This is a genomic window from Mesorhizobium sp. C416B, assembly GCF_030323165.1.
GTDB lineage: Bacteria > Pseudomonadota > Alphaproteobacteria > Rhizobiales > Rhizobiaceae > Mesorhizobium.
The window spans coordinates 3,445,016-3,464,678 of sequence record NZ_CP100471.1 but is presented as its reverse complement, the minus strand read 5'-3'; the positions used below and the strand labels follow the sequence as shown (position 1 = coordinate 3,464,678).

Sequence of the window (19,663 nt, the reverse complement as noted above, 5' to 3'; positions counted from 1 at the left end):
GTATACTAATAAATTTGGGACACAAGAGCTCACTGCTTTGGAGTGTGTGAACGGCTCGCCGGGACCTGAATGGTCTGGGCGCGCAGGAAACGGTTTGGCGCCCGCACAGGCGTGGGCAAGACAGAGTTGGATTGATGAACACCACATCCGCACTCAACACAGCCGGCGCCCGTCCGCTGCAGTTTCCGATTCCGGCCAATGTCTATGCCGAAACCGTCGTCTCGGTGAAGCATTACACCGACCGCCTGTTCTCGTTCCGCATCACCCGTCCGCAGTCGCTGCGCTTCCGCTCCGGCGAGTTCGTCATGATCGGGCTGCCCAATGCCGAAAAGCCGGTGTACCGCGCCTATTCGGTCGCCAGCCCGGCCTGGGACGAAGAGCTGGAATTCTTCTCGATCAAGGTGCCGGATGGTCCGCTGACCTCCGAACTGCAGAAGATCCAGGTCGGCGACACCGTCATCATGCGCCAGAAGTCGACCGGCACGCTGGTTGTCGACGCGCTGACCCCGGCAAAGCGCCTGTTCATGATCTCGACCGGCACCGGCATCGCGCCCTTCGCCAGCCTTCTGCGCGACCCCGATACCTACGAAAAATTCGATCAGGTCATCCTGACCCACACCTGCCGCGACAATGCCGAACTGACCTATGGCCAGGAACTGGTGGCCGCGCTCGAGAACGATCCCCTGATCGGCGAACTGACCGGCGGCCGCGTCACCCTCTACAATTCGACGACCCGCGAAGAATCGGCGCGCATGGGCCGCATCACGGCGCTGATCGGCTCGGGCAAGTTCTACGCCGACCTCGGCATCGAGAAGCTCAATCCGGAGACGGACCGCATCATGATCTGCGGCTCGATGCATATGCTGAAGGACGTCAAGGAAATGGCCGAAGGCCTCGGCTTCCATGAGGGCTCGCTCAGCCATCCCTCGACCTTCGTCGTCGAGCGCGCTTTCGTCGGCTGACATCAGCAGGCGCCTCGGCGCCTGCTTCTCGATTGGAATTTTGACCATGCGGTCAAAATTCAGCTGCTTTCGCCGCCTTTTTCCGCTATGACCGCTTGAAGGACTCGTGAAGCGATGCTTCACGGGCTATCTTCGGTGTGCGTCGCCTAAAGCCGCCGTGCGGTCCGGGAGCAACGACACGCACCACGACGTAAAATCGTCGAGCGAAAGGGCAGGAGATGAGCAGCACAATCCGCGAAGCCGATCTCGGCGCGTCCAAGGTCACGCCGCTGCCGGCGCGTGCCGCAGCCAACACGCCCGTTCCGCAATCGCATGGCATCGCCCGCAACACCGGCATGCGGCTCGATCTCGGCTTCATGGAATCGGTGCGCTCGGTCAATCGCTCGGCGCTGGAGCGCCGCGTCGCCAGCCTGACCAAGCGTCGTTCGATCAAGGCCGACAACCAGGCGGCATGGCTGCTGCGCGCCGTCTCCTGCATGGATTTGACGACGCTGAATTCCAACGACACCGAAGAGCGCGTGCGCCGCCTGTGCGCCAAGGCGATCAACCCGTTCCGCCGCGACATCGTCGAGGGGCTTGGCATCGAGGGCGAAAAAATCCGCCCGGCGGCGGTCTGCGTCTATCATCCATTCGTCGCGACGGCTGTTGATGCCGTGCGCGGCACCGGCATCCATGTCGCCGCCGTCTCCACCGCTTTCCCGCACGGCCTTGCGCCGCTGTCGACCCGCCTGCAGGAGATCGAGGCATCGGTGCGCGACGGCGCGGACGAGATCGACGTCGTCATCCCGCGCGGCCTGGTCTTCGGCGCCAAGTGGCAGGAGCTCTACAACGAGATCGTCTCGATGCGCGAAGCCTGCGGCGATGCGCATCTCAAGGTCATTCTCGGCACCGGCGACCTCGCCACGCTGCGAAATGTCATGCTAGCCTCGATGGTGGCGATGATGGCCGGCGCCGATTTCATCAAGACCTCGACCGGCAAGGAAAGCGTCAACGCCACGCTGCCCGTCGGCCTTGCCATGGTGCGCGCCATCCGAGCCTATTTCGAGGAGACCGGCTTTCTCATCGGCTTCAAGCCGGCCGGCGGCATCTCTACCGCCAAGGCCTCGCTCGACTGGCTGGTGCTGATGAAGGAGGAGCTCGGCCGGCCCTGGCTGGAGCCAGACCTGTTCCGCTTCGGCGCCTCGAGCCTCCTCACCGATATCGAGCGCCAGCTCGAGCATCATCTGACCGGGCATTATTCGGCCAATCACCGCCACGCAATGGCGTGAGGCGGATGAAGGCCTTGAACGTCGTGTTCCTTCGCGCCTCCCTCTGTCCTGCCGGACATCTCCCCCACTTGGGGGGAGATTGGCTAACGTCGGCGATTTCGCCAATTGTCGACGTTTCAGAGCCGACAGGCGCGAAGGCTAATCTCCCTCCTTGTGGGGGAGATGTCCGGCAGGACAGAGGGGGGCGCCACAGAGCGCCTGCCAAGACGATTATCTGGAGCGCGTCATGAACATTCTCGAACGCTATCACGCCATGGAATACGGCCCGGCGCCGGAAGCCCGCACCGAGGCCGATGCCTGGCTTGCCGGACGCGATTTCGGCAAGGCGCTGTTCATCGACGGCGGCTGGAAGGCAGCAGGCGGCGGCAAGACCTTCGAGACCAGCGAACCCTCATCCGGCAAGCTGCTGGCCAAGATCTCCGATGCCGGCGCCGCCGATATCGACGCAGCCGTCGCCGCAGCCACCAGGGCGTTGCCGAAATGGTCGGCATCCTCGGGCTACCAGCGCGCAAAAGTGCTTTACGCCATTGGCCGCGCGATGCAGCGTCATCAGCGCCTGTTCGCAGTGCTTGAGTCAATCGACAACGGCAAGCCGATCCGCGAAAGCCGCGACATCGACGTGCCGCTGGCCATCCGCCATTTCATCCATCATGCCGGCTGGGCGCAGGCGCTGGACAAGGATTTCCCAGGCCACAAGGGTGTCGGCGTCGTCGGCCAGATCATCCCATGGAATTTCCCGCTGCTGATGCTGGCCTGGAAGATTGCGCCGGCGCTCGCCGCCGGCTGCACGGTGGTGCTGAAGCCGGCCGAGTTCACGCCGCTCACCGCCATCCTGTTTGCCGAGATCTGCGAGCGTGCCGGCGTGCCCAAGGGCGTCGTCAACATCGTCCAGGGCGGGCCGGAAGCGGGCGTCGCCATCGTCAACCATCCCGGCATCCAGAAGATCGCCTTCACCGGCTCTTCGGAGGTCGGCAAGATCATCAGGAAAGCCACGGCTGGATCGGGCAAGAAGCTGTCATTGGAGCTTGGCGGCAAATCGGCCTTCATCGTCTTCGAGGACGCCGATCTCGACAGCGCCGTCGAAGGACTGGTCGACGGCATCTGGTTCAACCAGGGCCAGGTCTGCTGCGCAGGCTCGCGGCTTCTGGTGCAGGAAGGCATTGCCGACGCGTTGATCGCAAAGGTCAAGGTCAGGATGAGCCGGCTTCGCGTCGGCAGCCCGCTCGACAAGAACACCGATATCGGACCGCTGGTCGACTTGACGCAACTGGACCGCGTCAAGGGTCTGGTCGCCGAAGGCGCCAGACAGGGCGCCGTCTGCTGGCAGCCCGACGCGGTGCTGCCGTCTTCCGGCTACTACCACCTGCCGACGCTCGCCACCGGTGTTTCGCCGGCAAATATATTGGCGCAGGAAGAGGTGTTCGGTCCGGTTCTGGCCACCATGACCTTCCGCAACACCGAGGAAGCGATCGAGCTTGCCAACAACACGCGCTATGGGCTGGCCGCCTCGGTGTGGAGCGAAAACATCAACCTCGCGCTGCATGTCGCGCCGCAGCTGAAGGCCGGCGTCGTCTGGGTCAACGGTACCAACATGTTCGACGCAGCCTGCGGCTTCGGCGGCTACCGCGAAAGCGGTTTTGGCCGTGAAGGCGGCCGCGAGGGCATGTTCGAATATCTGTCGGTGAAACTGCCGCTTGGTCCCGTGATCAAGCCGGCGACCTCTTCGGCGCAGCCGGTCGAGCAATCGGATGGCGGCGCCATCGATCGTACGGCCAAACTGTTCATCGGCGGCAAGCAGGTGCGGCCCGATGGCAATTATTCGCTTTCTGTCGCCACTGCCAGGGGCAAGCTGGCCGGCGAAGTCGGTCTCGGCAGCCGCAAGGACATCCGCGACGCCGTTGCCGCCGCCCGCGCCTGCAAGGCGTGGCCGGAGGCGACCGCCTACAATCGTTCCCAGGTGCTCTACTACCTCGCCGAAAATCTGTCCGGCCGTACCGGCGAATTTACCGCACGCTTGACCGAACTGACCGGCGCCAACGCCAAGGCCGCGCGGGAGGAAGTGGAACAATCGATCGAGCGCCTGTTCCTCTATGCCGGCCTTGCCGACAAGTATGAGGGCAGGGTGCATCAGCCACCGGCCCGCGCCGTCACGCTCGCTTTGCACGAGCCGGTCGGCGTCCTCGGCATCGTCGCCCAGGACAGCGCGCCGCTGCTCGGCTTGATCTCCCTGATCGCACCTGCGCTTGCCATGGGCAACACCGTGGTGGCCGTGCCGTCGGAAAAATACCCGCTGCTCGCCACCGATCTCTACCAGGTGATCGAATATTCCGACGTTCCGGCAGGCGCCATCAACATCGTCACCGGCCGCAGCGCCGAACTTTCCGGCGTGCTGGCCAAGCATGACGATGTCGACGGGCTCTGGCTGTTTGCCGATGCCGACACTTGCGCCAAGGCGGAGGCCGATTCCGTCGGCAATCTCAAGCGCGTCTGGACCGGCAACGGCCGCAGCCTCGACTGGGCGTCCGACGAGGCCGCCGGCGATGCCCTGCTGCGCCGCGCCGTCGAAGTGAAGAACGTCTGGGTGCCATACGGCGACTAATGCCGCCTGAAATGCGCTGTGCTTGAGCGAACCATGGCAACGTGACTCGTTGCCCGGTTGTCATACATGTTGTTGCATCAGAGCAAGCGATGTGCATTACATCAGCCGTCGCGAAGGTGATCGCGTTCGGGCTTGACGCCCGGACGTGTGTTCTTTAACCAGAAAAAACATTTGTTATTTTGGACTGATGGATTGTGCAGGCCGCATAGTCGCGCCTGTCTGGCACAGGACGCCCTGGTCAGCCCGCATTAAATCGGGCCGGGAAGTGGCCAAAGAGGGCGAGGAGAAACGCATGGCGGATCTGGCAGGCAAGGTCGTTGTCGTCACGGCGGCGGCGCAAGGCATCGGCAGAGCGAGCGCTCTGGCCTTCGCCAAGGCAGGTGCCATCGTGCACGCCACCGACATCAACGAGGCGCTGCTGGCCGAACTCGCCAAGACCTCCGGCATCAAGACCCGCAAGCTCGACGTTCTCAACGACGATGCGGTGGCATCCGGCTTCGCCGAAATCGGCCGCGTCGACGTGCTGTTCAACTGCGCCGGCTTCGTCCATTCCGGGTCCATCCTCGAGATGAAGGATGCCGATCTCGACTTCGCCTTCAACCTCAATGTCCGCGCCATGATCCGCACCATTCGGGCGGTACTGCCCGGCATGCTGGAGCGCGGCGATGGCTCGATCATCAACATGTCGTCCGTCGCCGGCGCCGGCAAGGGCGTGCCCAACCGCTTCGCCTATGGCGTCTCCAAGGCGGCCGTGATCGGTCTCACCAAGGCGGTTGCCGCGGACTATGTCGCCAAGGGCATTCGCTGCAACGCCATCTGCCCCGGCACCGTCGAGAGTCCGTCGCTGCAGGACCGCATGCATGCGCAGGGCGATTACGAGGCGGCCCGTGCAGCCTTCATTGCCCGCCAGCCGATGGGCCGTCTCGGCACGCCCGAGGAAATCGCCGACCTTGCCGTCTACCTCGCCGGCGCCACTTACACCTCGGGGCAGGCCTATAATATCGACGGCGGCTGGTCGATCTGAGCATAGTCTCGATACGCAGGTTCCGGGTCGACCAGTCCTAAAGTCCGGCTTGCCCCAGGTCGGATCCGTTAGCCAGAGTCGGCCAGTCCTCGTCGCTTTGGCAGAGTGAGTTGAAAACGGCCTTGGGCCGCAATTTGGAGAGCAAGATGAAACTGCTGCGCTATGGCGAGATAGGGAGCGAACGCCCCGGCCTGCTCGATGCGGATGGAACGATCCGCGATCTTTCGGGTCATGTCGCCGACATTGCCGGCAAGGCGCTCGATCCGGCATCGCTCGAGACATTGTCGAAGCTCGATCCGAAGTCGCTGCCGGTGGTTTCCGGCAAGCCGCGCCTCGGCGCCTGCGTCGCCGGCACGGGCAAGTTCATCTGCATCGGCCTGAATTATTCCGATCATGCCGCCGAAACCGGCGCCACCGTGCCGCCGGAGCCGATCATCTTCATGAAGGCGAGTTCGGCCATTGTCGGCCCCGACGATGATGTGCTGATCCCGCGCGGCTCGGAAAAGACCGACTGGGAGGTTGAACTCGCCGTGGTCATCGGCAGAAAAGCCAAATATGTCAGCGAGGCCGATGCGCTGGATTATGTCGCCGGCTATGCCGTTGCCCATGACGTGTCCGAGCGAGCCTTCCAGGCCGAGCGCCAGGGCCAGTGGACCAAGGGCAAGAGCTGCGACACGTTCGGTCCGACCGGGCCGTGGCTTGTCACCAAGGACGAGGTTGCCGATCCGCAGAACCTCAAAATGTGGCTGACGGTCAACGGCAAGACGATGCAGAACGGCTCGACCAGGACCATGGTCTACGGCGTCGCCTATCTCGTTTCCTATCTCAGCCAGTTCATGTCGCTGCATCCTGGCGACATCATCTCCACCGGCACCCCGCCCGGCGTCGGTCTCGGCATGAAGCCGCCGGTGTTCCTGAAGCCCGGCGATGTGGTGGAACTGGGCATCGAGGGGCTCGGCCAGCAGAAGCAGACCTTCAAGGCGGATGCCTAGCCGCCTCTTCCCTTAGAGCGTTTCACCGTTTGCCGGCGAAACGGTCTATCTCTTTGTTTGCCGGGCGGCTGGCGCCTCTTGTCAGCGCCAGCCCAGAGCCGGCGCGACGTGCTTCAGGATCGCCTCGATGACGTGGGCGTTGTACTCGACGCCAAGCTGGTTGGGGACGGTCAGAAGCAGCGTGTCGGCCTCGGCGATCGCTTCGTCCTCTTTCAGCTGATCGATCAGCACATCGGGCTCCGCGGCATAGGAGCGGCCGAAGACGGCAAGCTTCTCAGGCTCGATATAGCCGAAATGATCTTCGCTGCTGCCGCCGCCGAAATAGGCGCGGTCGCGGTCGTTCACCAGCGCAAAGATGCTGCGGCTGACCGACACGCGCGGCTCGCGTGTGTGGTCGGCCGCCTTCCACGCCGCGCGATAGGCGCGGATCTGTTCGGCCTGCTGGATGTGGAGCGGCTGGCCGCCCTCATCGAACTTCAGCGTCGAACTTTGCAGGTTCATGCCGAGCTTGCCCGCCCATTCGGCGGTCGCGTTGGTAGCGGCGCCCCACCAGATCCGGTCGCGCAGGCCGGCCGAGAATGGCTCGAGCCGCAGCATTCCCGGAGGATTGGGGAACATCGGCCGCGGATTGGGTTGCGCGAAACCTTCGCCGTGCAGCACATTCAGGAAAACCTCGGCATGATTGCGCGCCATGTCGGCATCGCTTTTGCCGTCCTGCGGCACGTAGCCGAAGTAGCGCCAGCCGTCGATCACCTGCTCCGGCGAACCGCGGCTGATGCCAAGCTGCAGCCGGCCACCGGCGATCAGGTCGGCAGCACCCGCATCCTCGGCCATATACAGCGGATTCTCATAGCGCATGTCGATGACGGCGGTGCCGATCTCGATGCGGCTGGTGCGGGCGCCGACCGCGGCCAGAAGCGGAAACGGCGAAGCGAGCTGGCGGGCAAAATGATGGACGCGGAAATAGGCGCCGTCCGCGCCCAGCTCCTCGGCGGCGACGGCCAGGTCGATCGACTGCAGCAGCGCGTCGGACGCCGAGCGCGTCTGCGATTGCAACGAGGGCGACCAATGGCCGAAGGAAAGAAAGCCGATCTTCTTCATGCGCGTATCCTGTTCTTTGATTGCAGTTGCCTACTTCGTCGCCCACGCGATTGGGTTCAATCGACACTGACACAACGCAGTGTCAATGCCGCCGGCCCTTGACGGTTTCGCGACGATACCCATCGGTGCGCAAAGGACCAAGGCCATGGTCCCCGGCGATGCCCTGCGCGACCGCGTCAGCATCTGCCGCGGCGCTTTTGGGGCCAAATGAACCAACCAAAGGCGATGTACCGCAAACTCCATTCGCTTCAGAGCCCGGTTTTGAAATCTTCTCGCTCATTTAATTCTACAAAATCGGTAGGCTTAATGCGGATAGTGCGTTTGCGAGAAGGAGCCTCGGATGTCAAAAAAGCTGGTGGTGGGGTTGTCCGGCAACCTGACCCGTCCGTCCAAGACGAAGGCATTCGTCAGCCACATCGCCGGTGAGGTGGCGAGCCGGGCCGGCTCGGCTTTGAGCGTTTTCGACATCGAGGATCTCGGCCCGTCCTTTGCGCCTGCAAGACAGCTTGGCGATCTCGATCCGGCGGCGCGCGGTATTATCGAGCAGCTGCTCGGCGCCGACGTGCTGGTGGTCGGCTCCCCGACCTTCAAGGGCAGCTACACCGGGCTGTTCAAGCACTTCTTCGACCTGCTCGACCCGTCGTCACTGCGCGGCAAGCCGATCATCCTGGCGGCAACAGGCGGCGGCGAGCGTCATTCGCTTGTCGTCGAACACCAGTTGCGGCCGTTGTTCGGCTTCTTCGAGGCGCAGACCCTGCCGACCGCGATCTACGCCTCGGACAAGGACTTTGCAGATGGCGTGCTGGTGTCAGAGGCAGTCAAGGCGCGAGCCCGGCAGGCGGTCGCCGAGGCATGCCGGGTGGCCGGCGTGCCCTACAGCGTCGTCCTTGCCGCCTGAAACCACGATCCGCGACGCAATATTCCATCCCGCATAGACCAGAAGGACGCCTGCAATGACTCGAGCCAGCAAGTCCGATAGCAGGCCGCGGCAGATCAAGCTAGGCGCTTTCCTGCCCGGCGGCGGGCAGCATATCGCCGCCTGGCGTCATCCCGATGCGCCGGCCAACGGCGCCACCAATTTCGAGTTCCACAAGCAGCTGGCGCTGATCGCCGAGCGCGGCCTGTTCGACGCCTATTTCCTGGCCGACAACCTGACCGTCGGCCTCGGCGCCCGCGAGGGCGGCAACGCCAAGATCGCCGGCTTCGAGCCGGTGACGCTGTTTGCGGCGCTGGCGCCGCTGACGACGCATCTCGGCTTCATCGCAACGGCGTCCACCACTTATGAGGAGCCTTACACGCTGGCGCGCAAATTCGCTTCGCTCGACCTGTTGTCGAACGGCCGCGCCGGCTGGAACGTGGTGACCTCGGCCGGCGACGAAACGGCACGCAATTTCAACCGCGACGTCCAGCCCAGCCATGCCGAGCGCTATGCCAGGGCGCATGAGCATGTCGAGACGGTTAAGGCGCTGTGGGACAGCTGGGAGGATGACGCCTTCATCCGCGACAAGCAGTCGGGCCGTTTCTACGACAAGGACAGATTGCACGACATCGACCACAAGGGCGAGCATTTCAGCGTCAAGGGTCCGCTCAACGTGCCGCGCCCGGTGCAAGGACATCCGGTTGTCGTACAAGCGGGGCAGTCGGAAGACGGCCGTGGGCTTGCCGCGCACTCGGCCGAGGTCATCTTCACGGCCCATCAGAAGCTCGAGACGGCGCAGGAATTCTACCGCGACATCAAGGCGCGCGTGGCTGAAGTCGGCCGCGATCCCGACCAAGTGCTGATCATGCCGGGCGTCGCGCCCTTCGTCGGCCGCACCGAGGACGAGGCCCGCGCCAAATACCAACAGCTCAACGACCTTATCCTGCCCGAGGACGGTGTTGCGCTCCTCAACGGTCTTGCCGGCCAGACGCTCGACATCAGGGGCTATCCGCTCGACGGCCCGTTGCCGCCGAGCAAGGAAACCGAAGGCATGAAGAGCCGCCAGGCGCTGATCCGGCAGATTGCCGACGAGCACAATTTCAGCATCCGCCAGCTTTACCAATGGGTAGCGACGGCGCGCGGCCACTACACCATCGTCGGCAGCGTCACGCAGGTCGCCGATCAGCTGGAGGAATGGTTCACCAGCGAGGCGGCCGACGGCTTCAACATCCTGCCGCCTTGGCTGCCCGGCGCGCTCGACGATTTCGTCGACCTGGTCATTCCCGAACTGCAACGGCGCGGCCTGTTCCGCACGGCTTACGAAGGCCGCACGCTGCGCGAGAATCTCGGCCTCAGGCGCCCGGAAAATCCATGGACCGTCGCCCGCTCGACCGTCCTTGCCGCCGAATGACCTTGGCATCGAAGGGGTGAAGCAATGACGCTGCAGCACATCGATCGGCAGATCACGGTTCGCCGCAGTGGTGGCGAAACTGGGCTCGGCACCGACTTCCTGAACCTCGGCAGCAAGGCGGCTGTTCGCTTCCTGAAGCGCTACGGCGTGCTTGCCGGCTTCCTGGCGCTCTGGCAGGTGGCGAGCAGCGTCGGCTGGGTCAACGCGGCGGTGCTGCCGCCGATCGACATGATCGTCGTCGCACTCTGGAAGGGGCTTGCCGGCGGCAGCCTGCTCGGCGACATCGCCATCAGCCTGCAACGCGCCGGCATCGCCTTTGCGGCGGCTGTCGCCGTTGCCATTCCGCTCGGCCTGTTCATGGGCCAGGTGCGCCCGGTCGAAACCGCGCTCGATCCGATCCTGCAGGTGTTCCGGCAGACGTCGGCGCTGGCGCTCTATCCGGTGTTCATCCTGCTCTTGGGACTTGGCGAGACCTCGAAGATCTTCGTCATCTTCTGGGCGACGCTGTTTCCGCTGCTGCTCAACACCACCAGCGGCGTCAAGGAAGTCGATCCCAAGCTGCTTGAAATGGCGCGCGTCTATGGTGCGAGCCGGCTCACCGTGTTTCGCCGCGTCGTACTGCCGGGCGCCGTGCCGTCGATCTTCGTCGGCTTGCGGCTGAGCGCCACCACGGCGCTGCTGCTGCTGATCGCGTCCGAGATGATCGGTGCCAACAAGGGCATCGGCTTCCAGGTGATGAACGCGCAGTACAATTTCCAGATCCCGCTGATGTTTGCGGCAATCGTCATCCTCGCCGGGCTTGGCCTGATCGCCAACCAGGCATTGGTCACCCTGCAGCGGCGGCTCTGTCGCTGGAGCAATCCTGTCAACTGAGCAGTCCGCCCCTCACCGTTTACCTCACAAGGACCCGATCATGAAAATCACCCGCCGTTCGCTGCTTGCCGGCGCGCCGCTTGCCGCCGGCCTCATCGCCGCCGGCCTGCCGCGCCTGGCCTTTGCGCAAGCCGCAGCCGTCAAGTTCCGCTACCTCGCCAGCCGTGGCAGCATCTCCCCGCACGAGCTGGCCGACGAGCTCGGCTACTTCAAAGGGCTCGGCGTCGAGCTGGAGAATGTCGGCTATTCCTCGGGTGGACCGGAATCGCTGTTTGCGCTGTCTTCCGGCAGCGTCGACATCGGCTCGGCCGCCACCGCAGCGGTGATCAACTCGATCTCCGGCGGCAACGACTTCGTCGCGGCGTATCCGAGCAACGGCATCAACAAGGATGTGAAGAGCGTCTTCTACGTGCTGGAAGACAGCCCGATCAAATCGATCGCCGACATTGCCGGCAAGACCATCTCGGTCAACACGCTCGGCGCTCATCTCGACTATACGGTGCGTGAGGCCCTGCACAGCGTCGGCCTGCCGCCGACCGCCGCCAACCTCATTGTCGTGCCCGGCCCGCAGCTTGAGCAGACGCTGCGCTCGCGCCAGGTCGACATTGCCGGCCTCGGCTACTGGCAGGCGACCTTTGCCGGCGCGCTGGTCGCCAACGGCGGCGTGCGCGGCGTGTTCGACGACACCCAGGTGCTCGGCGAACTCGCCGGCGGCTTCGTCGTACTCAGGCGCGACTTCATTGCCGCCAACCCGGATGCGGCGCGCAACTTCGTCGAACAGTCGGCGCGCGCCTCGGACTGGTCGCGCCAGAACCCGGACGAAGCCCGCAAGGTGCTGGCCACTATCCTCGACAAGCGCGGCGAAAACGGCGATCTCGCCCGCTACTGGACCGGCTTTGGTCTGCGCGAAGGTGCGCAGGCGACCGATCGCGACATCGACTTCTGGGTCGCCGTGCTGGAGCGAGACGGCCGTCTGGCCAAGGGCAAGCTGAAAGCCGCCGACATCCTGTACCGGCCCGGCGAAACCAAGATCAACTGAGCTTTGAAATAGCTGAGAGACAAGATGGCCGGTTCCAACCGTGGCGGAGAGGTCTCGATCCGCGACCTGTCCAAATCCTTCAGCCTCGGCGGGCGCCAGCTTGCCGTGCTGCGGACGCTCAACCTCGACATTCGTTCGGGGGAATGCCTGGTCATCGTCGGCGCCAGCGGCTCCGGCAAGACCACGCTGCTGCGTATTCTGGCCGGGCTGGAGGCGGCCGACAGCGGCGGTGTCGCGATCGACGGCCAGCCGGTGCATGGCGTCGGCGCCGAGCGTGCCGTGATCTTCCAGGAACCGCGGCTGCTGCCGTGGCTGAGCGTGCTCGGCAATGTCGCGTTCGGCCTCGAAGTGCGCGGTGTTCCCAAGAGGCAGGCCGAGGAACGCGCCCGCTTCTACGTCGCCCTGGTCGGCCTTGCCGAATTCGCCGATGCTTTTCCGAGCCAGCTTTCCGGCGGCATGGCGCAGCGCGTCGGCATCGCCCGGGCGCTCACCGTGCAGCCCGAGATCCTCCTGCTCGACGAGCCGCTGGGGGCCCTGGACGCCATGACCAAGATCGGCATGCAGGAGGAACTGGCGCGCATCTGGAGCGAGGAGAACGTCACCATGGTGATGGTCACCCACGATCTGGAGGAGGCGATCTATCTGGCTGACCGGGTGCTGATCCTGCCCAAGGAGAAAGGCGGCGCGGCGCGGTTGATCGACATCGACCTGCCACGCCCGCGCGAGCGCAGCGAGAGCCGCTTCGTGCGCTACCGTGAAGAATTGCTGCGCGAATTCGGATTGCACTGATCAAGGGAAGGGGCCAGCCGTGGCTCCCCCGGAAGATTAGCTCTCGCGATTATTGCTTGGTGAACGTGCCCGTATAGGTTCGGTCGGCAAGCCCATAGGTGACGGCCAGCGTTCCGTCCGCCTGAATGACCGCGCTGACGTCCGCGCCATTGGGAAGGCGCCGCAGTTTCAACGTGTTGCCGAAAATCTTGCCTTCGCCATCGGCCACGCCCGGTTTGTTGTCGGCGACATCGCCCCAGGCATAGGTGGCGGTGACATTGCCGCCGCGCGTAATCGTCAGCACGGCGAGCTTGCCGTCATACATCCCGTCCAGCTGTCCGCCCCATATGCCGGAAAACGCGACATATTTGGCCGGGACGCCTTCGCCGGGCGGCATAACCCGCACGGATGGATCGAGGACCGCCGCACCATCAGGAGCAGAGATCGCGGCAGGCTCCATGGGCTGAGGTGCGGGCGGCGATGATGGTTCAGGCGCCGACTGGCAGGCGACAAGCATGAATGCCGCGAAACCGAGCGTCGGAAAGAGACTGTTTGGTGGAGCCAATCGGGATCGAACCGACGACCTCTTGAATGCCATTCAAGCGCTCTCCCAACTGAGCTATGGCCCCACTCCGGCAGTCAGCCGTCGCCGTTGCCGGCGAGAGGTCCGGCGCGGGTTTCAGGACCGCGCCGTTTAGTGCAGGCGGCTTCTAACCCCGCCTTCCCTGAAGATCAAGCCTTCGAGGGCCGCTTTTTCGTCATAGCCCGTGAACGCCGCTAAATGCATGCGTTCGAAGCGTTCTTAGACTTCGTCGTCGTCGTCGCCGACGCCGATCATGTCGGCGACATCGTCGTCTTCTTCCTCTTCGTCGGCAAGGAAAGTATCGTCCTCATCGTCGCCTAGATCGACATCGTCCTCGTCGTCGCCCAGGTCGGGAAGCTCGTCGCCGGCCTTGACGTCTTCGTCGGCCTCTTCAAGCGAGACGACTTCAACGCCTTCTTCTTCCTCGGCGTCCACTTCCTTCTCGGCCACTTCCTCTTCCTCTTCGAGGGCGGCGATCTTGCCGTCCTCGAAATAGGAACGCGGATACGTCTTGCCCGTATAGGGCGAGACGACAGGGTCCTTGTTCAGGTCGTAGAATTTTCGGCCCGTTTCAGGGTCGACACGCTTTGTGCCAAGTTCGTTTTTTGCCACGTCAAGCCTCGTCAGTAAAAGAGTGGTCCCCTTAACCACAGTTTACCGCGCTGTCAAAGCGAAAAGCCGGCGTCACAAAACCAAGCACTGAAAGGCCTCGCGCCAAGCGACGACCATGGGGATGACCATTCGTGCCCGCCGTGATACGAGACCGCCGCAACAAATGAAAAGCGCCGGTGCGCCGGCATTCCGTCCAGGGAAATTCCATGTCTCACGCCGCCGCTGCCAAGCCGGCCACCGCCCGCAAATCATCCGCCCTTTCCGGCACCGCTCGCGTGCCGGGCGACAAGTCGATTTCGCACCGTTCCATGATGTTCGGCGGCCTTGCCTCCGGCGAAACCCGCGTCACCGGCCTGCTCGAAGGCGAGGATGTGATGCGCACGGCGGCCGCCATGAAGGCGATGGGCGCGCATATCGAGAAGCGCGGCGCCGAGTGGGTGATCCGCGGCACCGGCAATGGCGCGCTGCTGCAGCCGGAAGGCCCGCTCGATTTCGGCAATGCCGGTACCGGCTCCCGCCTCACAATGGGCCTCGTCGGCACTTACGACATGGAAACGACCTTCATCGGCGACGCATCGCTGTCGGGACGGCCGATGGGCCGCGTGCTCGAACCCTTGCGCCAGATGGGCGTGCAGGTGCTGAAGGCGACGCCGGGCGACCGCATGCCGATCACGCTGCATGGGCCGAAACACGCCGCACCCATTACCTACCGCGTGCCGATGGCCTCGGCGCAGGTGAAGTCGGCCGTGCTGCTGGCAGGCCTCAACACGCCCGGCATCACCACCGTGATCGAACCGGTGATGACGCGCGATCATACCGAAAAGATGCTTAGGGGATTTGGCGCCAATCTCTCGGTCGAGACCGACGAGCGCGGCGTGCGCCACATCTTCATCGAGGGCCAGGGCAAATTGACGGGGCAGACCATCGCCGTGCCCGGCGACCCCTCCTCGGCCGGCTTCCCGCTGGTCGCGGCACTGATCGTGCCGGGTTCGGACATCGTCATCGAGAACGTGCTGATGAACCCCACCCGCACCGGCCTGCTTCTAACGTTGCAGGAAATGGGCGGCCAGATCGACATCTTGAACCCGCGCAATGCCGGCGGCGAGGATGTTGCCGATCTGCGCGTGCGCTACTCCGAGCTCAAGGGCGTCACCGTGCCGCCCGAGCGGGCGCCGTCTATGATCGACGAATATCCGGTGCTGGCGGTTGCCGCGAGCTTCGCCGAGGGCGAGACGTTGATGCAGGGGCTGGAAGAGCTGCGGGTGAAGGAATCCGACCGACTGGCAGCGGTTGCCAATGGGCTGAAGCTCAACGGCGTCGACTGCGCCGAAGGCGAAGCTTCGCTCGCGGTGCGCGGAAAGCCCGGCGGCAAGGGGCTGGGCGGCCATCCCAATGGCCAGGACACGACGGTGCAGACGCATCTCGACCATCGTATCGCCATGAGCTTCCTGGTAATGGGGCTGGCAACGGAAAAGCCGGTGACCATCGACGACGCCGCCATGATCGCGACGAGTTTCCCGGAGTTCATGGGTCTGATGACGGGGCTCGGTGCGGAGATCGGGTAGGTTGATGCCAAGCGCAAAGCAAGCAGAGATGTCGGCGGGACAGCGCCCCCCTCTGTCCTGCCGGACATCTCCCCCTCAAGGGGGGAGATCGGCCGTCACAGCGGCTTTCGCCAGTTTTCGAAATTGCAGGAAAGAGTGGGGCGCAGAAGCTTCTGATCTCCCCTCTGGAGGGGGAGATGTCCGGCAGGACAGAGGGGGGCGCGAAGGATCGCGGCGTCTGTCTTTCGTGTTGGCCCGCCAATGACCTTCACCATCGCCATCGACGGTCCCGCCGGCGCCGGCAAAGGCACGCTGGCCCGACGGCTGGCCGACCACTACCGCCTCAACCTGCTCGACACCGGCCTCACCTACCGCGCCGTCGCCTATGCGTTGATCCGGCACGCGCTGCCACTCGACAATGTCTCAGCAGCCGAAACCGCCGCACGCCAGGTCGATCTGGCAAAGCTCGACCGTGCGGTGCTGTCGGCGCATGCGGTTGGCGAGGCGGCCTCGAAGGTCGCGATTTACCCTACCGTCCGGCGCATCCTGGTCGAAAAGCAGCGCGATTTCGCCAGGACACCGCCAGGCGCGGTGCTCGACGGGCGCGACATCGGCACGGTTGTGTGCCCTGACGCCGACATAAAGCTCTATGTGACGGCGAGCGCCGAAGTGCGGGCGCAGCGCCGGCTGGCCGAGATCGAAAGCATCGGCGGCACCGCCGATTTCGCCGAAATTCTTGCCGATATTGTGCGCCGCGACGAGCGCGACATGGGCCGCGCCGACTCGCCGCTGAAGCCGGCGGCGGACGCGCACTTGCTTGATACCTCCGAAATGGCTATAGAGGCCGCGTTTCTGGCGGCCAAAGCGATCATCGACGACGCCCTGGCCAAGAGAGACAAAGCCTGATCCAGGGTTTTCCCGCTCCACCGATTGCCGGAAGCGAAGAAAATACCCATATCGGGCACGAACCAGCCTGCCAGCATTCTTCATGCGCCGGAATTGCCGCTTAGGCGGCCCAGGGCTTTTGTAGCCCGGAACGCCGGCAGGCCAACGCAACGCTAACCCACGGCGCCCGTCCCGCTTCAGATGCGGGGCACTCCAGGAGAAAATATGTCAGCTGCAAATCCCACTCGCGACGATTTCGCGAGCCTGCTCGAAGAATCATTTACCACCGGTCACTCCGGCGAAGGTCAGGTCGTCAAGGGCACGATCCTGGCGATCGAAAAAGACATGGCCATCATCGATGTCGGCCTCAAGGTCGAAGGCCGCGTGCCGCTGAAGGAATTCGGCGTCAAGGGCAAGGACTCGACGCTCAAGGTCGGCGACACGGTCGAGGTCATGGTCGAGCGCATCGAAAACGCGCTGGGCGAAGCCGTCCTGTCGCGCGACAAGGCCCGCCGCGAAGAGAGCTGGGTCAAGCTCGAAGAGAAGTTCACCAAGGGTGAGCGCGTCGAAGGCGTCATCTTCAACCAGGTCAAGGGCGGCTTCACCGTCGACCTCGACGGCGCCGTGGCCTTCCTGCCGCGCAGCCAGGTCGATATCCGCCCGATCCGCGATGTCTCTCCGCTGATGCACAACCCGCAGCCCTTCGAGATCCTCAAGATGGATCGCCGCCGCGGCAACATCGTGGTGTCGCGCCGCACCGTGCTCGAGGAAAGCCGCGCCGAACAGCGTTCGGAAATCGTGCAGAACCTCGAAGAAGGCCAGGTTGTCGAAGGCGTCGTCAAGAACATCACCGATTACGGTGCGTTCGTCGACCTCGGCGGCATCGATGGCCTGCTGCATGTCACCGACATGGCATGGCGCCGCGTCAACCACCCGACCGAGATCCTCAACATCGGTCAGACGGTCAAGGTGCAGATCATCCGCATCAACCAGGAAACCCACCGCATCTCGCTCGGCATGAAGCAGCTCGAGAGCGATCCGTGGTCCGAGATCGGCACCAAGTTCCCGATCGGCAAGAAGATCAAGGGTACCGTCACCAACATCACCGACTACGGCGCGTTCGTCGAGCTGGAGCCGGGCATCGAAGGCCTCATCCACGTTTCGGAAATGTCGTGGACCAAGAAGAACGTGCACCCCGGCAAGATCCTGTCGACGACGCAGGAAGTCGACGTGGTCGTGCTCGAGGTCGATCCGGCCAAGCGCCGCATCTCGCTCGGCCTCAAGCAGACGCTCGAGAATCCGTGGCAGGCTTTTGCCGCGAGCCATCCGGTCGGCAGCCAGGTCGAGGGCGAGGTCAAGAACAAGACCGAGTTCGGCCTGTTCATCGGCCTTGAAGGCGACGTGGACGGCATGGTGCACCTCTCGGACCTCGACTGGACCCGTCCGGGCGAGCAGGTCATCGAAGAGTACAATCGCGGCGACATGGTCAAGGCGCAGGTGCTCGACGTCGACATCGACAAGGAGCGCATCTCGCTCGGCATCAAGCAGCTGGCCAAGGATACGGTCGGCGAAGCGGCGACTTCAGGCGAACTGCGCAAGAACGCGGTCGTCACCTGCGAAGTCACCGGCATCAAGGATGGCGGCCTGGAAGTGCGGCTGGTCGACAGCGGCATAGAGACCTTCATCAAGCGCAACGACCTCAGCCGTGACCGTGACGAGCAGCGCCCCGAGCGCTTCTCGGTCGGCCAGAAGCTGGACGCCCGCGTCATCGCCTTCGACAAGAAGACCCGCAAGCTGCAGGTCTCGATCAAGGCGCTGGAAATCGCCGAAGAGAAGGAAGCCGTCGCACAGTACGGCTCTACCGACTCCGGCGCTTCGCTGGGCGACATCCTTGGCGCCGCGCTGAAGAAGCAGGGCAGCTAAGCCGCTTTGCGCGCAGCGCGTAAGCCGCTTCGCGCAAGCGTAAGCCTCGGCTGCGCCTCGCGCGCAGCCTGAACAAGAAAACCCGCGGGCCGCAAGGCTCGCGGGTTTTTCATGCTCGGCTGCGCGATTGGCACTAGACTAAGACTGTGCAACCCCTTCAATTCCACACGCGCGGTTGTAGGCTCGGCCGTCGTTGCAGACGTAAACACGGAAGTCCGGCCCTTCGGGCAACGGAGAAGCATGCGGGATGAAGGTCGTCGAACTCTATCGCTATCCGGTCAAGAGCCTGCGCGGCCATGCCGTGCCGAGCGCCGACATCGAGACAATGGGCATGGAAGGCGACCGCCGCTGGATGGTCGTCGACAAGGATGGGCAGTTCCTCACCATTCGCCAGATACCTGATATGACGACGATCGACGTCGAGCATCGCGGAACGGGCATCCTGTTGAAACATGACAGGCATGGCTCGCACTTCGTCGAGGCTCCGGCTCCCGGCACCGCGCTCCGGCAAGTCAAGATCTGGAAGGATATGGCTGCCGCGCGGCCGGGCGATCCGGCCGCCGGCGCCTATCTCTCGGCTATTCTTGGCCGGCCTGTCGATCTCGTCTATTTCGACGATCCGCAAAACCGGCCGGTCGATGCGGAATTCGGCCAGCCCGGCGATTTCGTCGGCTTTGCCGACGGTTTTCCGCTGCTGATCGCCACGACAGGCTCGCTGAACCATCTGAACAGCCATCTTGCCAGGCCCATCGAGATGGCGCGGTTCCGGCCAAACATCGTCGTCGACGCAGAAGGCGCATGGCCTGAAGACAGCTGGAAGACGATCCGCATCGGCACGGTGGAGTTGCGGATCGCAAAGCCCTGCTCGCGCTGCGTCATCACCACCCGAGATCCGTTGAGCGGCGAGCAGCCGGACCCGCGCGAGCCGTTGCAGACGCTTGGCAAACTCCACCGCTCCGCCAAGGGCGGCATCATCTTCGGCCAGAATGCGATTCCCAACAACGCCGGCGCGATCGCCATCGGCGACGCAGTCGAGGTCGTGGAAGCGGGCGTCTCGAACCTGACGTAGTCGCAGGCCTTCTAATGCCGTGGAGGCGTCGGCGGACGCCATGATTGAATGGCCAACCTCCGCTGTAGACTCAGGCGAGGTCGGCAAAGGC

The 19,663-nt window shown here is 64.0% G+C and carries 18 protein-coding genes and 1 tRNA gene; 14 read left to right on the top strand and 5 right to left on the bottom strand.

Features of this window, described 5'->3' with window-relative positions; all coding sequences use genetic code 11:
* The first annotated feature begins 134 nt into the window (after window positions 1–134).
* From NLY43_RS16775 to NLY43_RS16755, 5 genes are all read left to right on the top strand, one after another.
* Window positions 135–962: a ferredoxin--NADP reductase gene (locus NLY43_RS16775; protein ID WP_023700427.1), complete on the top strand. Its 828-nt coding sequence runs from the start codon at window positions 135–137 to the stop codon at window positions 960–962.
* Window positions 963–1,180: 218 nt separating this feature from the next.
* Window positions 1,181–2,230 (top strand): deoxyribose-phosphate aldolase, encoded by a 1,050-nt coding sequence (gene deoC / locus NLY43_RS16770; protein ID WP_023703681.1) that lies wholly within the window; start codon window positions 1,181–1,183, stop codon window positions 2,228–2,230.
* A 226-nt stretch (window positions 2,231–2,456) separates the two neighbouring features.
* On the top strand, window positions 2,457–4,829 hold the full coding sequence (locus tag NLY43_RS16765; RefSeq protein ID WP_023711347.1) for an aldehyde dehydrogenase family protein: 2,373 nt from the start codon (window positions 2,457–2,459) through the stop codon (window positions 4,827–4,829).
* Between the two features lie 292 nt (window positions 4,830–5,121).
* The gene (locus NLY43_RS16760) at window positions 5,122–5,853 is read left to right on the top strand and encodes an SDR family oxidoreductase (protein WP_023695912.1); all 732 of its coding nucleotides are present in this window, start codon (window positions 5,122–5,124) and stop codon (window positions 5,851–5,853) included.
* A gap of 146 nt (window positions 5,854–5,999) precedes the next feature.
* A complete protein-coding gene (locus NLY43_RS16755) occupies window positions 6,000–6,845 on the top strand; it encodes a fumarylacetoacetate hydrolase family protein (protein WP_023711346.1) in 846 nt (281 codons plus the stop codon).
* A gap of 81 nt (window positions 6,846–6,926) precedes the next feature.
* Here NLY43_RS16755 and NLY43_RS16750 read toward each other — a convergent pair whose 3' ends face one another.
* Complete coding sequence (locus NLY43_RS16750) at window positions 6,927–7,946, bottom strand: LLM class flavin-dependent oxidoreductase (protein ID WP_023711345.1); 1,020 nt, start codon at window positions 7,944–7,946, stop codon at window positions 6,927–6,929.
* Window positions 7,947–8,028: 82 nt separating this feature from the next.
* Window positions 8,029–8,226: a hypothetical protein gene (locus NLY43_RS16745; protein WP_155923605.1), complete on the bottom strand. Its 198-nt coding sequence runs from the start codon at window positions 8,224–8,226 to the stop codon at window positions 8,029–8,031.
* A 60-nt stretch (window positions 8,227–8,286) separates the two neighbouring features.
* Here NLY43_RS16745 and msuE point away from each other — a divergent pair, with 60 nt between their 5' ends.
* The 5 genes from msuE to NLY43_RS16720 are packed head-to-tail and all read left to right on the top strand — an operon-like array spanning window position 8,287 to window position 12,977.
* Entirely contained in the window at window positions 8,287–8,844 is a 558-nt protein-coding gene (gene msuE / locus NLY43_RS16740; RefSeq protein ID WP_023683545.1) for an FMN reductase, read from the top strand.
* 55 nt (window positions 8,845–8,899) lie between these two features.
* Window positions 8,900–10,276 carry an LLM class flavin-dependent oxidoreductase gene (locus NLY43_RS16735; protein WP_023711344.1) on the top strand — a complete coding sequence of 459 codons (1,377 nt, stop codon included), beginning with the start codon at window positions 8,900–8,902 and terminating at the stop codon, window positions 10,274–10,276.
* A gap of 24 nt (window positions 10,277–10,300) precedes the next feature.
* Window positions 10,301–11,149: an ABC transporter permease gene (locus NLY43_RS16730; RefSeq protein WP_023711343.1), complete on the top strand. Its 849-nt coding sequence runs from the start codon at window positions 10,301–10,303 to the stop codon at window positions 11,147–11,149.
* A gap of 40 nt (window positions 11,150–11,189) precedes the next feature.
* The gene (locus tag NLY43_RS16725; protein WP_023671310.1) at window positions 11,190–12,188 is read left to right on the top strand and encodes an ABC transporter substrate-binding protein; all 999 of its coding nucleotides are present in this window, start codon (window positions 11,190–11,192) and stop codon (window positions 12,186–12,188) included.
* A gap of 24 nt (window positions 12,189–12,212) precedes the next feature.
* A complete protein-coding gene (locus NLY43_RS16720) occupies window positions 12,213–12,977 on the top strand; it encodes an ABC transporter ATP-binding protein (RefSeq protein WP_023671311.1) in 765 nt (254 codons plus the stop codon).
* Between the two features lie 49 nt (window positions 12,978–13,026).
* Here NLY43_RS16720 and NLY43_RS16715 read toward each other — a convergent pair whose 3' ends face one another.
* From NLY43_RS16715 to NLY43_RS16705, 3 genes are all read right to left on the bottom strand, one after another.
* Window positions 13,027–13,362, bottom strand: coding sequence for a hypothetical protein (locus NLY43_RS16715; protein ID WP_245259937.1), 336 nt, complete (start codon window positions 13,360–13,362; stop codon window positions 13,027–13,029).
* Between the two features lie 147 nt (window positions 13,363–13,509).
* Window positions 13,510–13,585: transfer RNA gene (locus tag NLY43_RS16710), tRNA-Ala, on the bottom strand.
* 173 nt (window positions 13,586–13,758) lie between these two features.
* Window positions 13,759–14,151, bottom strand: coding sequence for a TIGR02300 family protein (locus NLY43_RS16705; RefSeq protein WP_023671313.1), 393 nt, complete (start codon window positions 14,149–14,151; stop codon window positions 13,759–13,761).
* 206 nt (window positions 14,152–14,357) lie between these two features.
* Between NLY43_RS16705 and aroA the strand changes: the two genes are divergently transcribed.
* The 4 genes from aroA (at window position 14,358) to NLY43_RS16685 (ending at window position 19,572) form a co-directional block, all read left to right on the top strand.
* Window positions 14,358–15,716, top strand: a complete 1,359-nt coding sequence (gene aroA, locus NLY43_RS16700) for a 3-phosphoshikimate 1-carboxyvinyltransferase (RefSeq protein ID WP_023671314.1) — start codon at window positions 14,358–14,360, stop codon at window positions 15,714–15,716.
* Window positions 15,717–15,956: 240 nt separating this feature from the next.
* Complete coding sequence (gene cmk / locus NLY43_RS16695; RefSeq protein WP_023671315.1) at window positions 15,957–16,601, top strand: (d)CMP kinase; 645 nt, start codon at window positions 15,957–15,959, stop codon at window positions 16,599–16,601.
* A gap of 204 nt (window positions 16,602–16,805) precedes the next feature.
* On the top strand, window positions 16,806–18,503 hold the full coding sequence (rpsA, locus tag NLY43_RS16690) for a 30S ribosomal protein S1 (RefSeq protein WP_023671316.1): 1,698 nt from the start codon (window positions 16,806–16,808) through the stop codon (window positions 18,501–18,503).
* 247 nt (window positions 18,504–18,750) lie between these two features.
* Window positions 18,751–19,572, top strand: coding sequence for an MOSC domain-containing protein (locus tag NLY43_RS16685; RefSeq protein WP_023689216.1), 822 nt, complete (start codon window positions 18,751–18,753; stop codon window positions 19,570–19,572).
* Window positions 19,573–19,663: the final 91 nt, after the last annotated feature.

Bases quoted from the DNA above. Each gene is read 5' to 3' on its own strand.
- NLY43_RS16775 (WP_023700427.1), top strand. From the start codon at position 135: ATGAACACCACATCCGCACTCAACACAGCCGGCGCCCGTCCGCTGCAG.
- deoC (WP_023703681.1), top strand. From the start codon at position 1,181: ATGAGCAGCACAATCCGCGAAGCCGATCTCGGCGCGTCCAAGGTCACG.
- NLY43_RS16765 (WP_023711347.1), top strand. From the start codon at position 2,457: ATGAACATTCTCGAACGCTATCACGCCATGGAATACGGCCCGGCGCCG.
- NLY43_RS16760 (WP_023695912.1), top strand. From the start codon at position 5,122: ATGGCGGATCTGGCAGGCAAGGTCGTTGTCGTCACGGCGGCGGCGCAA.
- NLY43_RS16755 (WP_023711346.1), top strand. From the start codon at position 6,000: ATGAAACTGCTGCGCTATGGCGAGATAGGGAGCGAACGCCCCGGCCTG.
- NLY43_RS16750 (WP_023711345.1), bottom strand. From the start codon at position 7,946: ATGAAGAAGATCGGCTTTCTTTCCTTCGGCCATTGGTCGCCCTCGTTG.
- NLY43_RS16745 (WP_155923605.1), bottom strand. From the start codon at position 8,226: ATGAGCGAGAAGATTTCAAAACCGGGCTCTGAAGCGAATGGAGTTTGC.
- msuE (WP_023683545.1), top strand. From the start codon at position 8,287: ATGTCAAAAAAGCTGGTGGTGGGGTTGTCCGGCAACCTGACCCGTCCG.
- NLY43_RS16735 (WP_023711344.1), top strand. From the start codon at position 8,900: ATGACTCGAGCCAGCAAGTCCGATAGCAGGCCGCGGCAGATCAAGCTA.
- NLY43_RS16730 (WP_023711343.1), top strand. From the start codon at position 10,301: ATGACGCTGCAGCACATCGATCGGCAGATCACGGTTCGCCGCAGTGGT.
- NLY43_RS16725 (WP_023671310.1), top strand. From the start codon at position 11,190: ATGAAAATCACCCGCCGTTCGCTGCTTGCCGGCGCGCCGCTTGCCGCC.
- NLY43_RS16720 (WP_023671311.1), top strand. From the start codon at position 12,213: ATGGCCGGTTCCAACCGTGGCGGAGAGGTCTCGATCCGCGACCTGTCC.
- aroA (WP_023671314.1), top strand. From the start codon at position 14,358: ATGTCTCACGCCGCCGCTGCCAAGCCGGCCACCGCCCGCAAATCATCC.
- cmk (WP_023671315.1), top strand. From the start codon at position 15,957: ATGACCTTCACCATCGCCATCGACGGTCCCGCCGGCGCCGGCAAAGGC.
- rpsA (WP_023671316.1), top strand. From the start codon at position 16,806: ATGTCAGCTGCAAATCCCACTCGCGACGATTTCGCGAGCCTGCTCGAA.
- NLY43_RS16685 (WP_023689216.1), top strand. From the start codon at position 18,751: ATGAAGGTCGTCGAACTCTATCGCTATCCGGTCAAGAGCCTGCGCGGC.